This window comes from Pedobacter heparinus DSM 2366 (genome assembly GCF_000023825.1).
Classification (GTDB): Bacteria; Bacteroidota; Bacteroidia; order Sphingobacteriales; family Sphingobacteriaceae; genus Pedobacter; species Pedobacter heparinus.
In genome coordinates this window covers 4,736,181-4,754,362 of the sequence record NC_013061.1, presented here as the reverse complement: position 1 = coordinate 4,754,362, position 18,182 = coordinate 4,736,181, and the positions used below count along the sequence as shown (strand labels likewise).

Here is an 18,182-nt window from a genome sequence, read left to right as displayed (position 1 = left end):
AGGCGTTCTTTTATTTTACAATCTTGCATCTGCAAACTTGCGGTCGATAAATGATTTGGTATCAAAAATGATTGCGCCCGCTTGTTTGTATTTCTGGTAATCGATGCTCAAAAACTCATTATGGGCAACGGCAATGATGATTGCTTTATATTCCTGGTTTGCCAGGTCTGGGCTTAATGTAATGTTATATTCCTGCGCTACTTCATCTGCATTTGCCCATGGATCATAAACATCTACTTCCATACCAAATTGCTGCAACTCTGTATAAATATCGATAACCCTGGTGTTCCTGATGTCCGGACAGTTTTCTTTAAATGCGAAACCCAGAATGAGGGCTTTTTCTCCTTTTACAGCAGATCCTTTGGCAATCATCATTTTAACCACCTTACTGGCCACAAAAATACCCATGTTTTCGTTCACCCTTCTGCCCGACAGGATGACCTGAGGGGTGTAACCAAGTGCATTGGATTTATGTGCCAGGTAATAGGGATCGACCCCAATGCAGTGCCCACCCACCAGGCCAGGCTTATATTTCAGGAAATTCCATTTTGTTCCTGCAGCTGCAATCACGTCTGCAGTATCAATATCCAGCTTATCGAATATAAGTGCCAGTTCGTTCACAAAGGAGATATTTACATCCCGCTGGGCATTTTCTATGGCTTTTGAGGCCTCAGCAACTTTTATGCTTGGGGCTTTGTGGGTACCTGCGGTAATGATGCTGGCGTATAGTCCGTCAATCCAGTCGGCCACTTCGGGAGTAGAACCAGAAGTAACCTTGATGATTTTGGTAAGCGTGTTTACTTTGTCGCCAGGGTTGATCCTTTCCGGGGAATAGCCGCAATAAAAATCGCTATTGTATTTTAAACCGGAGTGTTTTTCCAGGATGGGTACGCAATCCTCTTCGGTACAGCCCGGGTAAACGGTAGATTCATAAATGACCACATCTCCTTTTAACAGGTACTTTGCCAGCATTTTAGAAGCACTAAGCAAGGGTTTTAAGTCGGGCGCCTTAAACTGATCAATAGGGGTAGGTACCGTTACGATGTAAACATTGCAGTCTTCTAATAAGGATTGATTGGAGGATAGGGTAAGACCTTTACCAAGTACATTTTGTAGTGCGTTCAGGTCTGCCTCTTTGGTGCGGTCTATGTTTGCAGTAAGGTCTTTTATTCTTTCTTCATCAATATCAAAGCCCAATACCTGGTACTGTTTGGCAAATTCAATGGCCAGGGGTAGCCCTACATAGCCTAATCCGATAATTGCAATATGTGGCTTATTTGCTGCTGACATGCAGGCAAACATACGTAATTATTTAATGTTGGAATTAATGGGGTAAAGACTTTCAAGGTTTTTTGTTGTTGATGGCTATGTTGGTGTTGTTTCTAGGGCTAAAACAACTGGCGTTATCAAAATAATTCTTTTATTAGTAGTTATTTCAGTTATTCTTGTATAGTTTTGCTAACAGTAAACAATTTAAATGAATAAGGGGAGGAGATAATATCAATTCCCTTTATTTTTCTTTTTTACTTCCTCATAAAGTTCAATAACCCTTCTTTGAAGATCAATTACTTCTTCCTCTTTTTTAGCCAGTTTGATTTTAAGCATATTCACATGCATAGAGTGCTTTGATTGCGGGTTTTCTCCATCGGTAGCCATTAAATCCATAATGGATGCTTCCAGCAGGGTCGCAATTTGCCCTAGCCTTTTCAAATTGATATCCGTAATGCCATTCTCAATTTTAGAAAAAGCAGGAATGGAAATATTTAACTGTTCGGCAACCTCTCTTTGGCTCCATCCTTTTTTTTGTCGGAAACGTTTGATGTTTTTACTTATTGTGTTCATTGCTTTCTTTTAAGGATGTTGGAATATCCGTTAAAGAACAATTTTCAGGCCTAAATTTTAATTATTGTGCCGATCTGGAATAAATACTTAATATTATGGCATAATAAATGATAGGTTATCAAATTCATTGGTTAATTGTATTTATCGATTATTATTTTACATTTGACTTGGATAATAAATAATGCCCGGGGGGGAAATAAATGAAGAAAAATCTACTAACTGTCCTATTAATTCTACTATTGGGGAGTGCCACATTTGCACAGATGAACGGCAACTATAACTACAGTATTGCTGTAAATGGCTACAGCCTGATGCAAATGCCTAAAATTTTAAACCAGAAAAACGCAGAGAAGTTTTCAGATTTTTCATTTCGAGGCGGGATGATCAAGTTTAACGACAACCAGATCAGCTATAGGCTGGGTGGAAGTTATCTGAAAAATGACGTGGAACTGGTAAATAACTGTGTGGGTTGTCAGGAAGCCAATGGTAAAATGACGGATTATGCTTTTAAGCTTGGTTTTGAAAAGAACATTAATTTTTCAAGGATTCAGCCGTATTTTGGGTTTGATATTGGTTTCAGGTACAATAAGTTTGATGGAACACTAGTAAGTACAAATGATGCGTTTGACTCAAGAGATGTGGGATCTTCAACTTTAGGTCCTAATGGGGTAGAGACCAGCAAAACTGGTTTTACCGCTGCTCCGGTTATTGGTATCAAAATTAACCCCGTTTCGATGATCTCTCTCTTTGCAGAAAGCAACCTGGAAATGTTCTATTCTTATGAACGACAGGAGATGGTGGCAGCTGATGCTAACAATACAAGAACCCTAAATAAATACAATAAAACGGAATGGTTATTAAATCCGGTTACGGTAGGGATACAAGTCCATTTGGGGAGCATTAAATAGTTTAGAATCACTGTGTCACAATTTAATCACAATTCAATTTATTTGATATATTTGCAAGCGATATATATCAACTAACATCTACCCTATGAAAGTTACATATAAAAATATAAAATTACGTCTCTTACTCATGCAAAAATTTACTGTGCTCAATCTGATTTGCGCTGCTGCTCATTAAATTATATACCATTATCCTCTCTCTACACTAAATATGAACTTTAAAAGAACGATAACTGCAATACTTTTTATATTTTCCTTTCTGGTCTGTCAACAGGCTTTTTCTCAAGCTAATTATGCCAATGTGAAGGTAGACGAATTGTCTGATGCGCAGATTTTGCAGATGATCAAAAGGGCTGAATCCATAGGGTATACCGAAGCGCAGCTGGAGCAGATGGCTGCAGCGCAGGGGATGAAACCTGAGGAGGCCCAGAAATTGAAATTAAGGGTTGAAAAATTACGTAAACAAGGATCTGCAGCTACACAGGTCGATACCAAGGTGGTTAGCACTGGTCGCGAAAACAGTGAAACTACTGATGGTGGGGCTGTTGACAATGAAAAAAAGATAAAGGATGAAGAGATTGGTCCTAAAATATTTGGGGCGGAGTTGTTCAGGAATGGGAGTATAACTTTTGAACCGAATCTGCGTATAGCTACACCTAAAGGTTATGTAATTGGGCCTGATGATAAGTTGTTGATCGATTTAACGGGCGATAATGAGGCCAGCTATAACTTGCAGGTTAGTCCTGAAGGGATAATTAATTTACAATATGTTGGTCGGATTGCAGTTGGAGGATTGACCATTGATCAGGCAACATCGAAGATTCGTACTGCAATGGGTAAAACTTACCCTTCCTTACGCTCTGGACGTACCAATCTGGCCATTAATTTAGGAAATATCAGAAGTATCAAAGTAGTATTGACTGGTCAGGTTACCAAGCCCGGCACTTATACATTGTCATCACTGGCTACAGTTTACAATGCATTATATGCTTCTGGTGGGCCTTCTCAAAATGGCTCCTTCCGTAAAATACAACTGATCCGCAACAATAAGGTAGTTTCTACTATTGATGTATATGATTTCTTATTACGTGGAATTCAGCAGGACAATATCCGTTTGCAAGATCAGGATGTGATCAATATACCTGTTTACGACAAGCGGGTTGAGATTCTGGGTGAAGTAAAAAATGGGGCCTTATTTGAAGTGGTTACAGGAGAAACTTTGCAGGATCTGATTGGCTTTGCTGGTGGTTTTACTACACAGGCTTATACAGCTAAGATCAAATCTTTCCAGAATACAGACAAGGAACGTCGTATAATAGATATTGCTGCTGTTGATTTTGGAACTTATGCGCCTAAAAATGGTGATAAATATGTGGTTGAAGCAATTTTGGATCGGTTCCAGAATAGAGTAGAGATTCTTGGAGCTGTTTTTCGCCCGGGATTGTATGAGTTGGGAAATGGACTTACTTTAAAAGGCTTGATCACTAAAGCTGACGGCTTAACCGAAGATGCATTCTTGAACAGGGGCTATATAAATCGCTTAAATGCAGACAATACGCAAAGCTTAATTTCTTTTGATGTAGCCAAAGTTATAGCAGGTACGCAGGAGGATGTAGTTTTACAAAGAGAAGATAAAATAACCATTTCTTCCTTATTTGATTTACGTGATGAATATAAAGTAACTATTCAGGGCGAGGTGCGCGCTGGAGGTACATTTGATTATGCAGATAACATGACGCTTGAGGATGTGATTCAGATGGCTGGTGGTTTTAAAGAAAACGCTACTGCTAAAAGAATCGAGATTTCACGTAGGATAAAAAATAGTGATGCAAAATCTGTTTCGGCTAAAACCGCACAGGTATTTACTGTTGGAGTTGATCAGAATTTGAGGGTAATAGACAAGAAATTTGTGTTAAAACCATTTGATGTGATTGCCGTTCGGAGTTCTGAAGGGTATCAAGTGCAAAAACAAGTTAAGTTGGAAGGGGAGGTGTTGTATCCTGGACTTTACACGATTACCCAGAAGAACGAACGGATCTCTGATCTGATCAAAAGAGCTGGAGGCTTGACTCCGACAGCTTATACTGAAGGGGCTTCTTTAAAGAGACCGGGAGCTGAAAAGGTGAATCCGGGAGATAAAAATGCGATTGATAATAAGGAGGAAGATGATAAAAAGTTTTTGAATTTAAAACGCGCGCAGGAAGCCGGTGTTAAGGATACAATTAAGGCAGAAGTGGAACAGAAGTTAATTCAATCAGATTTAGTTGGTATAGATCTGGAAAAGATTTTGAGAAAACCGCAATCCAGGTACGATTTAATTGTTGAAGATGGTGATGTCATCAGGGTGCCAAGACAATTGCAGACTGTAAAAGTTACAGGTGAAGTTTTAAATCCAAATAGTATAGTTTATTTGCCGGGAAAAAGTTTTCAGCAATATGTAAATGGGGCTGGAGGATTTACCTCAAGCGCTTTGAAAAAAGGAGCATATATTAAGTATGCAAATGGCTCTGTTGAAGCAGGAAGTAAGTTTTTGTTCTTTAATAATTATCCGAAGGTAAAACCTGGAGCAGAAATATTAGTACCTAAGAAGGCAGAAAGAGAAAGAATGACAGCTCAAGGATGGATTGGATTGGGAACAGCAGTTGCGTCACTTGGGGCTATTATCGTAAGTTTATTGAGATGATAGAAAGCTGAAGAGTGTTATTGATATTAAAAATTACCAAAAAATGGCAATTGAGCGTTCGCGTAGCGAAATAAATAGAGAAAGTGATGAGATTTCTTTAAATGAACTTACTCATCAAATAGGTGAATGGTATAGGTTTTTCCTGAAAAAGTGGTTAGTTATCATTATTTTTGGATTTATTGGAGCTGCATTGGGATTAACATATTCTCTATTTAAAAAACCTGTTTATACTGCTTCTACAAATTTTGTTTTAGAAAATTCTGAAAGTGCTGGATTAGGACAATATGCCGGATTAGCCTCAATGGTTGGTATTGACATTGACAGTAAAGGTGGGATTTTTCAAGGGGATAATCTTTTAGAGCTGTATAAATCAAGAAAAATGATTCAGCAAACCTTACTTAGTATTGTGGATTCAAATTCTAAGAAACTGTTAATTGACTATTATATAGAATTCAATAAACTTAAGGAATCGTGGGTTGAAAAGCCGGGACTTAAAGAAATACACTTTTCCAACAGCTTTAACGGAACTGGGAAGTCGTATTCTAAAGATGTTCGTCTTCGTGATAGCATTTTGGGTGTAATAGTAAATGACATAAATACTAATTATTTGACAGTTGGAAAGCTTGATAAAAAATCAAGTATAATAAAAGTCGACGTCAAGTCAAAAGATGAAGAATTTGCCAAACTACTCAATGACTATATCGTTAAAAATGTAAGTGAGTTTTACATACAGACTAAAACTAAAAAGGCACTAGAAAATGTGATGATTTTAACCAAGAAAACTGACTCTGTTAGAAATGTAATGAATGGGGCAATATATACTGCTGTAGCTGTTGCTGATGCGACTCCAAATTTGAATCCAACGCGGCAGGTTCAACGCACAGTCCCAACGCAAAGAGCCCAGTTCTCTGCAGAATCAAATAAGGCGCTTCTAAGCTCTTTGGTGCAGAATCTTGAGATGGCAAAGTTATCCCTGCTTAAAGAGACACCGCTGATACAAGTAGTAGATCAGCCTATCTATCCTTTAAAGGTCGAGGCGTTTGGAAAATTAAAGGGAATAATTGTTGGTGGATTTTTAGGGGGATTTATTATTATAATAATATTAATTGTTAGTAAATTATTTGGAACTCAGGGTTCATAAAAATATAGATATATATATATATGTTGGATTTAAAGAATAAAAGTATTTTAATAACTGGAGGGACAGGTTCTCTGGGAAAAGCATTAACAAAAGAGATTTTGTCAAAATATCCTGAGGTAAGAAGACTTATCATTTTTTCTAGGGATGAGCAAAAGCAATTTCAGATGGCTCAGGAATATCCAGAAAAACAATATCCACAGATAAGATTCTTTATTGGAGACGTAAGAGATTCACAAAGATTGACCAGAGCTTTTAAAGGTGTAGATTACGTTATACATGCGGCTGCAATGAAACATGTCCCGATAGCTGAATATAATCCTGACGAGTGTATTAAGACAAATATAAATGGCGCACAAAACGTTATTCATGCTTGTTTTGAGACTAATGTGCAAAAGGTAGTTGCTTTGTCTACTGACAAGGCTTGTGCGCCAATCAATTTATATGGTGCAACAAAATTAACATCAGATAAACTTTTTGTCGCGGCAAATAATATAAAAGGGAATAGTCCGATTATCTTCTCGGTAGTGCGATATGGTAATGTAATGGGATCAAATGGATCTGTAATTCCATTTTTTTTAAATAAAAGAACAGAAGGAAAATTGCCTATTACCGATGCTGAAATGACACGCTTTAATATTTCACTGCAGGGCGGAGTAGATATGGTTATGCATGCACTGGGTAACGCTTGGGGTGGAGAGATATTTATCCCAAAGATACCATCTTATAAAATAACTGATGTTGCTACTGCTATTGGTCCAAATTGTGAACAGGTTCTGGTAGGAATCAGACCAGGGGAAAAGGTTCATGAAGAGATGATTACACCTTCTGATTCTTTTTACACCTATGATTTGGGGAAATATTATACGATTTTACCGGCAACTCACCATTGGAGCATTGAAGATTTCAAAAGTACTTTTAATGCTCAGCTGGTAAAGCCAGGTTTCGCTTACAATTCTGGTGAAAACACGGAATGGGAAACGGTAGATACATTGCGATCTTTAATTAAAGAACATGTTGACGTAAGTTTTAACTACAATGAATAATAACGTGGTTATTCCATATGGAAAGCAGAATATTACTCAAGAAGATATTAAAAAGGTTATTGAGGCTTTGCAATCTGATTACCTTACCCAAGGGCCAAGGATTTTGCAGTTTGAGCAGGAATTTGCTAAGTACATAGGCTGTGAATATGCAGTTGCAGTGAGCAATGGTACGGCCGCTCTTCACCTGTGTACGTTGGCCTTAGGTGTAAAAGAAGGTGATAAAGTAATTACAACCCCTATTACTTTTGCTGCATCGGCAAACTGTGTGCGCTACTGTGGAGGGGAGGTCGTATTTTCCGATATTGACTCCGAAACTTATCTGATTGATATTGAGAAGATAAAATCGCTGCTTGACGCAAGCCCGAAAGGAACTTACAAAGGAATTATTCCTGTCGATTTTGCAGGTAGAGCAGTCAATTTGGAGGAGCTTAAGAAATTAGCGAAGGAGTATGATTTATGGATTATTGAAGATGCCTGTCATGCTCCTGGTGGTTACTTTATTGATAAAAATGGGATTCAGCAAAATTGTGGAAACGGTAATTTTGCTGATTTAGCTATTTTTTCATTTCATCCTGTAAAACACATTGCTTGTGGTGAAGGAGGTATGATTACAACTAATAATAGGGCGCTATACGAAAAATTACTTGTTTTACGTTCACATGGCATTACAAAACAGAGTGATGTATTTACCAATTCTATTGAATTGGCCGGTGGGAGGGAAGAATATCCAGGTTGGTATATGGAAATGCAAACTTTAGGCTTCAATTACCGTTTAACTGATTTTCAGGCTGCTTTAGGTTCCAGCCAATTAAAAAGAGCTGATCAAGGGCTTCTTAAAAGAAGGCAAATAGCCTCAAAATACTATAATTCATTTATTGAAAAAGAATATATTCTAGGACAATCAGGAGTAGTTGAAGGGCATGCCTATCATTTATATATTATTGAGGTTGAAAACAGGTTGGGCCTTTATAATTACTTAAAAGATCATAATATTTACGCTCAAATACACTATATCCCATGCCATTTAATGCCTTACTATAAGGAAATTGGATGGAAGGAAGGAGATATGTCAAATTCAGAACAATATTATAGGCACTGTATAAGTTTACCAATGTTTCCATCTTTAAAAGATGAAGAACAAGATTATGTGATCGCAAAAATATATGAGTTCTTTGAAAGTTAAAGTATATACCTATTCAGAGAGTGCTACAATTATTACTTATAGTGAGTTAAGTGCTTTGCAAGCACTCACACCTATGCCCATTACCAGGAAAGAGATTCTAGCCAATATGATAGTCTTGAATGGAGTTGTTTATTCCTTAAATAATAATGGTAAGAAAAGGTCTATTTCGGAAATATCTGAAGCATTAATAATTACCGGTAAAAGTGGAACTTTTTATGCATAAACCCAGAATTCTCTTTAGGGCTGATGGAAATAATAAAATTGGTTTAGGGCATATTATGAGATGCATTGCATTATCGGAGATGCTTAGTCCAAACTTTAATTGTGTTTTCTTAATTTCAAAACCGAGTTTAGAACTACAATCTATTATACGAACTTTTGGAGATCTGATTGAATTAAAATCCAATACTAAAATAGATGAGTTATTTGAAATAACCCCATTGTTACTGTCAACAGATATTGTTGTAACAGACGGATATGATTTTAACAATGTTTATCTTAAATATATTAAGTGCAGAGTTCATAAGCTGGTTGTGATCGATGATTTAGCAAAAGGTGAATTTATTGCAGATTTAGTAATTAATCATGGTGGAGAATACATAAAGGATAAGTACAAAACGGAATCATATACGAGGCTTCTAATTGGATTTGATTATCTTATTGTTAGAAAAGCTTTTATTCAAGCTTTGACCAAAAATAGAGTGATAGATGAGATAGAAACAGTTTTTATTTGTATGGGGGGCGCCGATCCTTTTTCTGTCACGACAAAAGTTATAAAGGCATGTATAAAATCTGGATTTGTTAAAAATATTATAGTTGTTATTGGAAATGCTTATGTTAATACAAATGACTTAATAAATTTGATCGAGAATGAAAATGAAGGCATTAATATAAAGTTAGAAAGAAATTTAAGTGCTGAACTTATGGTTGATATGATTAGTGCTTGCCAACTTTCTATTTGTCCTGCAAGTTCCATTTCTCTAGAGGTTTGTTGCGTTAAATCAGGATTATTAACTGGTACTGTAATTGATAATCAGTTTGCAATACACGAACAATTAATTCGTAAAGGCTGTGCAATGAGTATTGGGGATTTTAATAAAGCCACGATTGAAGATATTATTACCGCCCTTAATGAGGTAAATTCTGTTGAAAGGATAAATGAGCTAATTAGATGTCAAAAATTGGCTACAATGAGGGTACACAATGAAGAATTATTAAAGGAATTCATGAAATTAAGTTTATGAGCAATTATAAGTTCGGTATTTTAGCTAGTGGGAGATTAGGATTTATTTGTCTAAATGAAATTCTTAAGCAGGTTTTTGTTGGTTTTGTATTCACAGACTCTAAGTCTAATAATATCATAGATTTATGCAATAGCATTAATTTACCAGTATTTGTAGGAAATCCTAGAAATGAGAAGTCAGAGTTATTTTTAAAACAATTTGATGTAGATTTTATTTTATCTATTAATTACTTATATCTGGTTGATGAGTCTATCTTTGATTTCCCTAAAGGATATGCGATTAATTTTCATGGTTCTTTACTGCCGAAGTATCGAGGGAGGACTCCTCATGTTTGGGCAATAATAAATAATGAGATTCAAACTGGTATTACAGCGCATTTAATCTCAAAAAATTGCGATGAGGGAGATATTGTATATCAGGAGGTTATTCCCATTGGTCCTGATACAACGGGAGGGGATATTTTAGCCGAATTTGAAAGACGGTTTCCGATTTGTATTAAATCAGTAATAGAAAGTATTGAAAATGGCTCAATAAAACCAGTTGCCCAAAATAATGAGCACGCAACTTATTATGGAAAGAGAAGTCCTAAAGATGGAATGATAAATTGGAATTGGCAAAAAGAAAGGATAAAAAATTGGGTGAGGGCACAGGCAAAACCTTATCCTGGAGCATTCTCATATGTTAACGATAAAAAAATTATTATTCATAAAGTGAAATTTGTTGATATAGGTTTTGCTGATAACGATGTTAATGGAGAAGTAATTAGTGTACAAGAAGGAATTGTTGTAAAAACACAAAATGGAGCCCTAATGCTTATAGATTATGAAGTGGAGGGATCCTTTAATTTTGAAATAGGAGATATATTATATGCAAGAGATTAAAATAGGTAATTATACAATTAGTCCAAATCATAAACCATTCCTAATCGCAGAAATGAGTGGTAATCATAACAGGTCTATAGACAATGCTTTAAAAATAATTGATGCAGCAGCAAAGGCCGGTGCTCATGCTATAAAACTTCAGACTTATACTGCTGATACATTGACGATTGATGTTTCTCATGGAGAGTTCAATATTACAGATTCGAAATCTTTGTGGAATGGAAGGAATTTGTATAATTTATATGAGGAAGCCCATACCCCCTGGGAATGGCATAAAGCTTTATTTGAACGTGCCAAAGAAAAAGAAATTTTGATTTTTAGTACACCATTTGATGATACTTCAGTTGATTTTCTTGAGGAATTAGGTGTTCCAGCGTATAAAGTAGCCTCTTTTGAGAATAATCATTTACCATTGTTACGAAGAATAGCAAAAACTGGTAAGCCTGTGATCATGTCGACAGGTATTTCAACTCTTGCAGATATTGAAATCGCTGTACGGACTCTTAAAGAGAATGGATGTAAGGAACTAATTTTATTGAAATGTACAAGTACATATCCTGCTACTCCGGAAAATACCAATTTACTTACAATACCTCACATGGCGGAATTGTTTAATTGTTATGTAGGATTGTCTGATCATACAGTTGGGGTAGGAGTATCTATTGCATCTATTGCATTGGGCGCTAGAGTGATAGAAAAACATTTTACAATTAATCGGTCTGAAGGTGGAGTGGATTCTGCGTTTTCAATGGAACCAGATGAATTTAAGATCTTAGTTCAAGAAACTGAACGGGCTTTTCTATCTTTGGGCAAAGTTAGTTATGGAATTCTAGAGGAGGAAAAGAAAAGTCTAACTTTTAAAAGATCAATTTATGTAGTTGAAGATATGAGAGAAGGAGATCTTTTCACCGAAAAGAATATACGAATAATTCGTCCTGGATTAGGTCTTTCTCCTAAGTATTTCGAACAAATAATTGGGAAAAGGATTGCTAAAGATGCAAAAAGAGGCACAGCATTGACATTTGATTTAATTTAGAACCGTATAGTTAATTTATGAAAAAGTGTTTAGCAATAATTACAGCCAGAGGAGGAAGTAAACGTATTCCGCGTAAAAACATTAAAAATTTTCTAGGTAGTCCAATTATTAAATATTCAATTGATGCAGCATTACAAGCTGGATGTTTTGATGAGGTGATGGTATCCACTGATGATGATGAAATAGCAGCATTGGCACTTGCTTTAGGGGCGAAGGTGCCATTTACGAGATCAAAGGAAAATTCGAATGACTATGCAACCACTGCAAATGTTATTAGTGAAGTATTAAGTAATTATAAAAGAGATGGTGAATCTTTTGAATACGCGTGTTGTATTTATCCAACAGCGCCGTTCGTTACTGCTGAAAAGCTTAAAATAGCATATCAAAAACTAAAGGACAGTAGCGCGAAAACCTTGGTTCCTGTTGTTAGCTTTGGGTTTCCAATCTTAAGATCATTTAATATCGAAAATGGACTTGTGAAAATGAATTGGCCTGAGTACATGCAATCCAGATCTCAGGACTTACCACCTGCTTATCATGATTGTGGGCAGTTCTATTTTATTAATACTGAAGCTTTTCTGGATACAAAGCAATTGTTTACAGACCATACCATTCCTTATGAAATGCCAGAGTCCGAAGTTCAAGACATAGATAATGAAGAAGATTGGAAGGTTGCAGAAATTAAATACACCTTTCTTTTAGAAAAAACAAGAATAAAAAAGGATGTATAAAGTACTTGTTATAGGTTGTGGAAATATAGGTGCTTTGTATGATATAAATACAAATGAGATAACGACTCATACCAAGGCATGGCACTCTTATCCTGATAAGGTAGATGTTACAATATTTGATACTGATGCAAATCTTCTTAATTTAATAAGTGATCATTATTCTTGTAAATCTGTCGAAAATATTTCTGTAAAAACACTTTCAGCTTTTGATTGTATTAGCATATGTACTCCAACTTATACACATGCTGAAATATTGCATAATGCTTTTTTAGCGAATGTGAAGACTATTATTTGTGAGAAACCAATTTCCTTAAAAGAGAGTGACTTTAATAAATTAATAAGATCATATCAGGGCAATAACTCTAGGGTTTTGGTTAATTATATTCGAAGGTTTCTTCCATCATTTTCTGATCTAAAAAGAACATTTGAAGAATTAATGATTGATAATTCGATTACAAATATTAGTGTACGATATCAACGAGGGTTTTTGAATAATTGTAGTCATGCATTTGATCTTATAGAATATTTATTCGATAGAAAATTGCTGTTAGATGATGTTACTATTCATAACTCTGTAAATGATCATTTTGATTATGACCCTACAATCTCTTTGCAGGGGTATTGGAATGCAATTAACGTAAGTGTTCAGGGACTCAGTAACATTTTATTTTCCTATTTTGAGATAGATATTTTTTTAACAAAGCATAAGATATCTATAAAGAACTCCGGAGATACAATAGAATTTTTCGAATCAAATTCAGAAGGTGTTTTTTTTAAACCTTTGAATTTAGATATTCAAAAATCTCAGTACAACTGTTTAAAAAATTATATGAAATTTGTAATAGATGAGGTGCTGCTATTAATGGATGGGACAATTCTAGCAGACAACTTTATAGATGCGATTGATCTAAACCAAAGAATGTTAAAATATATAAAAAACTAATATGGCAAAATTGGCAATTAATGGAGGGGAACCAATAAGGTCATCTCTTTTTCCAGCATATAATACTATTGGCGAAGAGGAAAAAAAGGCTGTTTTAAAAGTACTTGAAACGGGAAATCTATCGCAGTTTTTGGGTGCATATCATAGTGATTTTCTTGGTGGACCAAATGTTAGGGAATTTGAAAGAGAATGGGCAAGTGCATTCAATGTAGAACATGCAATTTCTGTGAATTCAAATACGTCCGGTTTGTTTACTGCAATTGGAGCAATAGGTATTCAGCCCGGGGATGAAGTGATTGTATCTCCTTATTCGATGTCTGCAAGTGCAATTGCGCCGCTTATATATGGCGGTATACCAGTTTTCGCGGATATAGACCCTATATCCTTTTGCATGGATCCTAAAAGCATTGAATCAAAGATTACAGTGCGTACCAAGGCAATTCTTGTAGTTCATATTTTTGGACATCCAGCAGATATGGATGCTATAATGTCACTTGCAAAAAAGCATAATTTATATGTTATTGAGGATTGTGCTCAATCACCTATGGGTAAATATAAAGGCAATTATGTCGGAACAATTGGGCATCTAGGGGTCTTTAGTTTAAATTATCACAAACATATTCATACAGGAGAAGGAGGTGTGATTACCACAAACAGTACTGACCTTGCTGAAAGATGTCAGATGATTAGAAATCATGCTGAGAACGTAGTGGAACCAAAAGGTGTAAAAGACCTTACTAATTTGATGGGCTATAATTTTCGCATGACAGAGATCGAATGTGCGATTGGAATACAGCAATTGAAAAAATTGCCAGGATTATTGGTGGAAAGACAGGCTAATGTAGAAGATTTAAATCGACAACTATCTACATTTCCCATCCTTGGGTTGCAACCTGAACTAATCGATGGTTCGGTACATACATACTATATTCACCCGATCAAATTTAATAAAGACCTAGCGGGCGTGCACAGAGATGTTTTTGTAAATGCATTGAAGGCGGAATTGCCGTCTGCAATATTAAGAGAAACGGCACCGTTGATTGGCGCAGGGTATGTTAAGCCCCTATATCTGCAATCTATATATCAGGAACGTGCAGCCTGGGCATTTGGACATCAATCCGTTGATCAAAGTACATTAAATTACGAAAAGGGACTTTGTCCGATAGTAGAACATATGCATTTTGAAGCACTTTTTACGCATGAATTTATGCGACCTGGAATGACTAAATCAGACATTCAAGATGTTATAAACGCATTTGAAAAGGTATTTGACAATATTGATGAATTAGAGAAAATTGAGACCAACGCTTAAAGGTAAAGTTTTATTTGTATTTGCAGATCCAGGCGGGGCTAAACCTTGTTTAGCCTTAATGGAGGAGTGTGAAGCTGATGTTTTAGCTATTTCTGATAGGTCCGCTCCATTTTATGATGATTTTAATGCCAAAGTACAAATAGCAAATGGTAGCGCAGTAGCATTTCTAAAAGCTAATCGCCCTGATTTGGTTTTTACGGGAACCTCATATACTTCCGATCTGGAGCAATTGTATATTAGTGCAGCAAAGGAGTTAGGTATTTTATGCTATTCTTTTGTGGACCATTGGACTTCCATCTCTAAGAGGTTTTTAAATAAAGAGGGCAAAATGATATTACCAAATCATATTTGGGTGATAGATCAACGAGCTAAAGAAATGGCGATTTCCGAAAATATTCCTACAGATAAGTTGGTTATTTCGGGTAATCCATATCATCAATGGTTAGCGAAATGGAGTCCTAAGCTTTCCAAACAAGATTTTTTAAAAACACTTGAGATCAATAGTGATCTGGTAGGTAAGAACATCATTGTGTATGCACCTGATCCTCTTTCTAATGTGAATGGAATCGATTTATATGGCTTTGATGAAATAACAGCAACTGAAATGCTGATTGAGGAGCTCTTCGCAAATGAGAGGGTTGTAAGGAAATGGGTGATTTTAGTTAAACCTCATCCGAATCAGGATATAGAGAAATTAAAAGATATTGTAAATAGACATCCGGATGTATTTCTACTAAATTTTGGTATATCTGCAAATGATGCGATCTACTTTGCAGATGTTGTGGTCGGATTTTTCTCTTCGTTTCTTATTGAAGCGGAAATTATTGGAAAATCTGTGGTTAGGTTTATACCCAAAAACCTGAGTAATGATCCCTTGGAGGAATTAAACATAGGAGTAAAAACGGATTCTTCAAAATTAATTCAGGAAATTTCAAAATATTTGTAATGGAAATTAATAAAAATATATTTATCCGAGGAAATCATATTGATCTCAGGCTGCTCACTAAGGAGGATATTTCTGGCAATTATTCAAATTGGCTGAACGACCCCGAGATTACTCATTATAACTCTCATGGGCGGTTCCCTGCCACAAATGAAGATCTTGTAAATTATGTTGAACAGTCAAGGATTTCAAGGAATGCATTGGTATTAGCAGTAGTTGACCAGGCTACACAAGCTCATATTGGAAATGTAAGCCTTCAAAGTATAAATTGGATTGACCGTAATGCTGAAATAGCATTTCTTTTAGGCGAGAAAGCATATTGGGGGAAAGGTATAATGCTTGAGGCCGGCGAAATGCTTATAAACCATGGCTTTAAAATGTTAAATTTACACAGGATTTATTGTGGTACTTCTTCAGAAAATGTTGGGATGCAAAGACTAGCTCTAAAATTAGGAATGATTGAAGAAGGGCTTAGAAAGGACGCACTCTATAAACAAGGTAAGTATGTAGATGTTATTGAATATGGCATCTTATCCAAAAAAATATGAAGTATTGTAAAAAGTGTTTACAGGTAGATACCAGGCCGGGGACTAAATTTGACGAGTTTGGAGTATGCCCTGCATGTAATTATTTTGAATCTTTAAAGTCTGTTGACTGGGATGAACGCCGAAAAGAATTGGATGATATTGTGGCATTTGGAAAGGCTAATTCCCATTCTGGCTATGATTGTATTATTGGGGTCAGTGGTGGAAAAGACAGCACAAGACAAGCTTTCTTTGTTAAGGAGGTACTTAAGATGAATCCTCTGTTAGTTTCTTTGAGCTATCCTCCTGAGCAAATCACTCAAAGAGGTGTTGATAATGTCTCAAATATGATTAACCATGGATTTGACTGTATTACTATAAATCCAGCGCCAGGTGTATGGAGGAATCTCATGGCTAAGGGTTTTTTTGAATATACGAATTGGGCAAAATCGACAGAATTGGCTCTATTTAGCAGTGTTCCAAGACTCGCTATTGCTTATCAGATCCCTTTGATTTGGTGGGGAGAGAATGCAGCCTTACAATTGGGCGATTTAAATGTAATGGGTAAAAATGGTAGTGATGGAAATAATCTTCGGAAAATGAACACGCTTGGAGGTGGTGATATCACCTGGCTCCTAAGTGAGGAAGTAAAAAAGACGGATATCTTACAGTATAATTATCCTTCAGAAAAGGAAATAAGTGATGCTGATTTAAGAATTACCTTCTTAGGTTATTTTTGGAAGGATTGGTCTTTAATAGATAACGGTAACTTTTCTGCGCTCAGAGGACTTGATGTTAGGAATGAACCTCCCCAAGATATTGGAGACCCATTTGGTATTACATCTTTAGATGAAGATTGGGTTGGGATGAATCAAATGATTAAATACCTGAAATTTGGATTTGGTCGAATCAGTGATTATGTGAATGAAGATATTCGCTTGGGAAGGATGACCAGAGAAGAAGCTATCATCTTGAATAAAAAATATGATGGGGCGTGTTCACCAAAATATATTAAAAGTTTTTGTGATTATATTGGAATAACCGAAAGTGAATTTTGGACACATATTGACAAATCTGTAAATAAGGATTTGTTTGAGAAAGATGGATCAGGTAAATGGGTGGCTAAATTTGAAGTTGGGGTCGGATTATGAATTTAAAACAAAATATTGTGATCATAGATTATGGAGTGGGTAATACTTTTTCCGTATCAAATGCAATTAAACATTTAGGATATAGGAAGGTAACCATATCAGATCAGGAAAGTGTAATCGATAATGCGGATGTTCTGATATTACCTGGTGTGGGCGCCTTTGAAGAGGCGATCAATAACCTTAAAAGCCTTGGGCTAGATGAAATACTTCATAAAACTATTTTAGTGCGTAAAAAGCCCATCTTAGGGATTTGTGTAGGCATGCAGCTAATGGCTACATTTTCTGAGGAAAATGGTATCCATAATGGATTAAATTGGATTGAGGGTAAGGTGACCAAGTTGGATTTACCGGCAGAATTTGCTGTTCCTCATGTTGGCTGGAATAATGTTACTTATAGCAATCCTTTATTTGGTGTCATTCCATCGGAGTCTAATTTCTATTTTGACCATAGCTTTCATTTTGATTGTGAGAAGAAATATGTTACTGGCTATTCGGATTACGGATTAAAGGTAACAGCTTCTATTCAAAAAGAAAATGTATTTGGCGTTCAATTTCATCCGGAGAAGAGCCAAACAAATGGCTTAAAACTATTTAGAGGTTTTTTTAATTTAATAAAATAA

At 35.9% G+C, this 18,182-nt stretch carries 18 protein-coding genes; 16 read left to right on the top strand and 2 right to left on the bottom strand.

The features are described 5' to 3' along the window. Positions 1-15 precede the first annotated feature (15 nt). Both PHEP_RS19710 and PHEP_RS19705 read right to left on the bottom strand, forming a co-directional pair. On the bottom strand, positions 16-1,302 hold the full coding sequence (locus tag PHEP_RS19710; RefSeq protein ID WP_238326515.1) for a nucleotide sugar dehydrogenase: 1,287 nt from the start codon (positions 1,300-1,302) through the stop codon (positions 16-18). A gap of 198 nt (positions 1,303-1,500) precedes the next feature. After that, the gene (locus PHEP_RS19705; protein WP_015809750.1) at positions 1,501-1,842 is read right to left on the bottom strand and encodes a helix-turn-helix domain-containing protein; all 342 of its coding nucleotides are present in this window, start codon (positions 1,840-1,842) and stop codon (positions 1,501-1,503) included. A 200-nt stretch (positions 1,843-2,042) separates the two neighbouring features. Between PHEP_RS19705 and PHEP_RS19700 the strand changes: the two genes are divergently transcribed. The 16 genes from PHEP_RS19700 to hisH all read left to right on the top strand — a co-directional run bounded on the left by PHEP_RS19700 (position 2,043) and on the right by hisH (position 18,182). Beyond that, complete coding sequence (locus tag PHEP_RS19700; RefSeq protein ID WP_015809749.1) at positions 2,043-2,750, top strand: hypothetical protein; 708 nt, start codon at positions 2,043-2,045, stop codon at positions 2,748-2,750. Positions 2,751-2,958: 208 nt separating this feature from the next. Beyond that, positions 2,959-5,430, top strand: a complete 2,472-nt coding sequence (locus PHEP_RS19695; RefSeq protein ID WP_015809748.1) for an SLBB domain-containing protein — start codon at positions 2,959-2,961, stop codon at positions 5,428-5,430. 43 nt (positions 5,431-5,473) lie between these two features. After that, positions 5,474-6,571 carry a Wzz/FepE/Etk N-terminal domain-containing protein gene (locus PHEP_RS19690; RefSeq protein ID WP_015809747.1) on the top strand — a complete coding sequence of 366 codons (1,098 nt, stop codon included), beginning with the start codon at positions 5,474-5,476 and terminating at the stop codon, positions 6,569-6,571. A gap of 20 nt (positions 6,572-6,591) precedes the next feature. Then, positions 6,592-7,614, top strand: a complete 1,023-nt coding sequence (pseB, locus tag PHEP_RS19685; protein ID WP_015809746.1) for a UDP-N-acetylglucosamine 4,6-dehydratase (inverting) — start codon at positions 6,592-6,594, stop codon at positions 7,612-7,614. Further along, positions 7,607-8,797: a UDP-4-amino-4,6-dideoxy-N-acetyl-beta-L-altrosamine transaminase gene (gene pseC / locus PHEP_RS19680; RefSeq protein ID WP_015809745.1), complete on the top strand. Its 1,191-nt coding sequence runs from the start codon at positions 7,607-7,609 to the stop codon at positions 8,795-8,797. The genes pseB and pseC overlap by 8 nt, the downstream gene beginning before the upstream one ends. After that, entirely contained in the window at positions 8,778-9,020 is a 243-nt protein-coding gene (locus PHEP_RS19675; protein WP_015809744.1) for a hypothetical protein, read from the top strand. The genes pseC and PHEP_RS19675 overlap by 20 nt, the downstream gene beginning before the upstream one ends. Further along, on the top strand, positions 9,013-10,041 hold the full coding sequence (gene pseG, locus PHEP_RS19670) for a UDP-2,4-diacetamido-2,4,6-trideoxy-beta-L-altropyranose hydrolase (protein ID WP_015809743.1): 1,029 nt from the start codon (positions 9,013-9,015) through the stop codon (positions 10,039-10,041). The genes PHEP_RS19675 and pseG overlap by 8 nt, the downstream gene beginning before the upstream one ends. Next, positions 10,038-10,922 carry a methionyl-tRNA formyltransferase gene (locus PHEP_RS21775; protein WP_015809742.1) on the top strand — a complete coding sequence of 295 codons (885 nt, stop codon included), beginning with the start codon at positions 10,038-10,040 and terminating at the stop codon, positions 10,920-10,922. The genes pseG and PHEP_RS21775 overlap by 4 nt, the downstream gene beginning before the upstream one ends. Next, positions 10,909-11,958 carry a pseudaminic acid synthase gene (gene pseI / locus PHEP_RS19660; RefSeq protein ID WP_015809741.1) on the top strand — a complete coding sequence of 350 codons (1,050 nt, stop codon included), beginning with the start codon at positions 10,909-10,911 and terminating at the stop codon, positions 11,956-11,958. The genes PHEP_RS21775 and pseI overlap by 14 nt, the downstream gene beginning before the upstream one ends. A 17-nt stretch (positions 11,959-11,975) precedes the next feature. After that, complete coding sequence (gene pseF / locus PHEP_RS19655; protein ID WP_015809740.1) at positions 11,976-12,689, top strand: pseudaminic acid cytidylyltransferase; 714 nt, start codon at positions 11,976-11,978, stop codon at positions 12,687-12,689. Next, a complete protein-coding gene (locus tag PHEP_RS19650; RefSeq protein ID WP_015809739.1) occupies positions 12,682-13,632 on the top strand; it encodes a Gfo/Idh/MocA family protein in 951 nt (316 codons plus the stop codon). Before pseF ends, PHEP_RS19650 begins: the two co-directional genes overlap by 8 nt. 1 nt (position 13,633) lies before the next feature. After that, positions 13,634-14,944: a DegT/DnrJ/EryC1/StrS family aminotransferase gene (locus tag PHEP_RS19645; protein ID WP_015809738.1), complete on the top strand. Its 1,311-nt coding sequence runs from the start codon at positions 13,634-13,636 to the stop codon at positions 14,942-14,944. Continuing rightward, complete coding sequence (locus tag PHEP_RS19640) at positions 14,928-15,890, top strand: hypothetical protein (RefSeq protein ID WP_036674962.1); 963 nt, start codon at positions 14,928-14,930, stop codon at positions 15,888-15,890. Before PHEP_RS19645 ends, PHEP_RS19640 begins: the two co-directional genes overlap by 17 nt. Beyond that, the gene (locus PHEP_RS19635; RefSeq protein WP_015809736.1) at positions 15,890-16,435 is read left to right on the top strand and encodes a GNAT family N-acetyltransferase; all 546 of its coding nucleotides are present in this window, start codon (positions 15,890-15,892) and stop codon (positions 16,433-16,435) included. The genes PHEP_RS19640 and PHEP_RS19635 overlap by 1 nt, the downstream gene beginning before the upstream one ends. Then, positions 16,432-17,562, top strand: a complete 1,131-nt coding sequence (locus tag PHEP_RS19630) for an N-acetyl sugar amidotransferase (protein ID WP_015809735.1) — start codon at positions 16,432-16,434, stop codon at positions 17,560-17,562. Before PHEP_RS19635 ends, PHEP_RS19630 begins: the two co-directional genes overlap by 4 nt. Further along, positions 17,559-18,182 (top strand): imidazole glycerol phosphate synthase subunit HisH, encoded by a 624-nt coding sequence (gene hisH, locus PHEP_RS19625; RefSeq protein WP_015809734.1) that lies wholly within the window; start codon positions 17,559-17,561, stop codon positions 18,180-18,182. Before PHEP_RS19630 ends, hisH begins: the two co-directional genes overlap by 4 nt.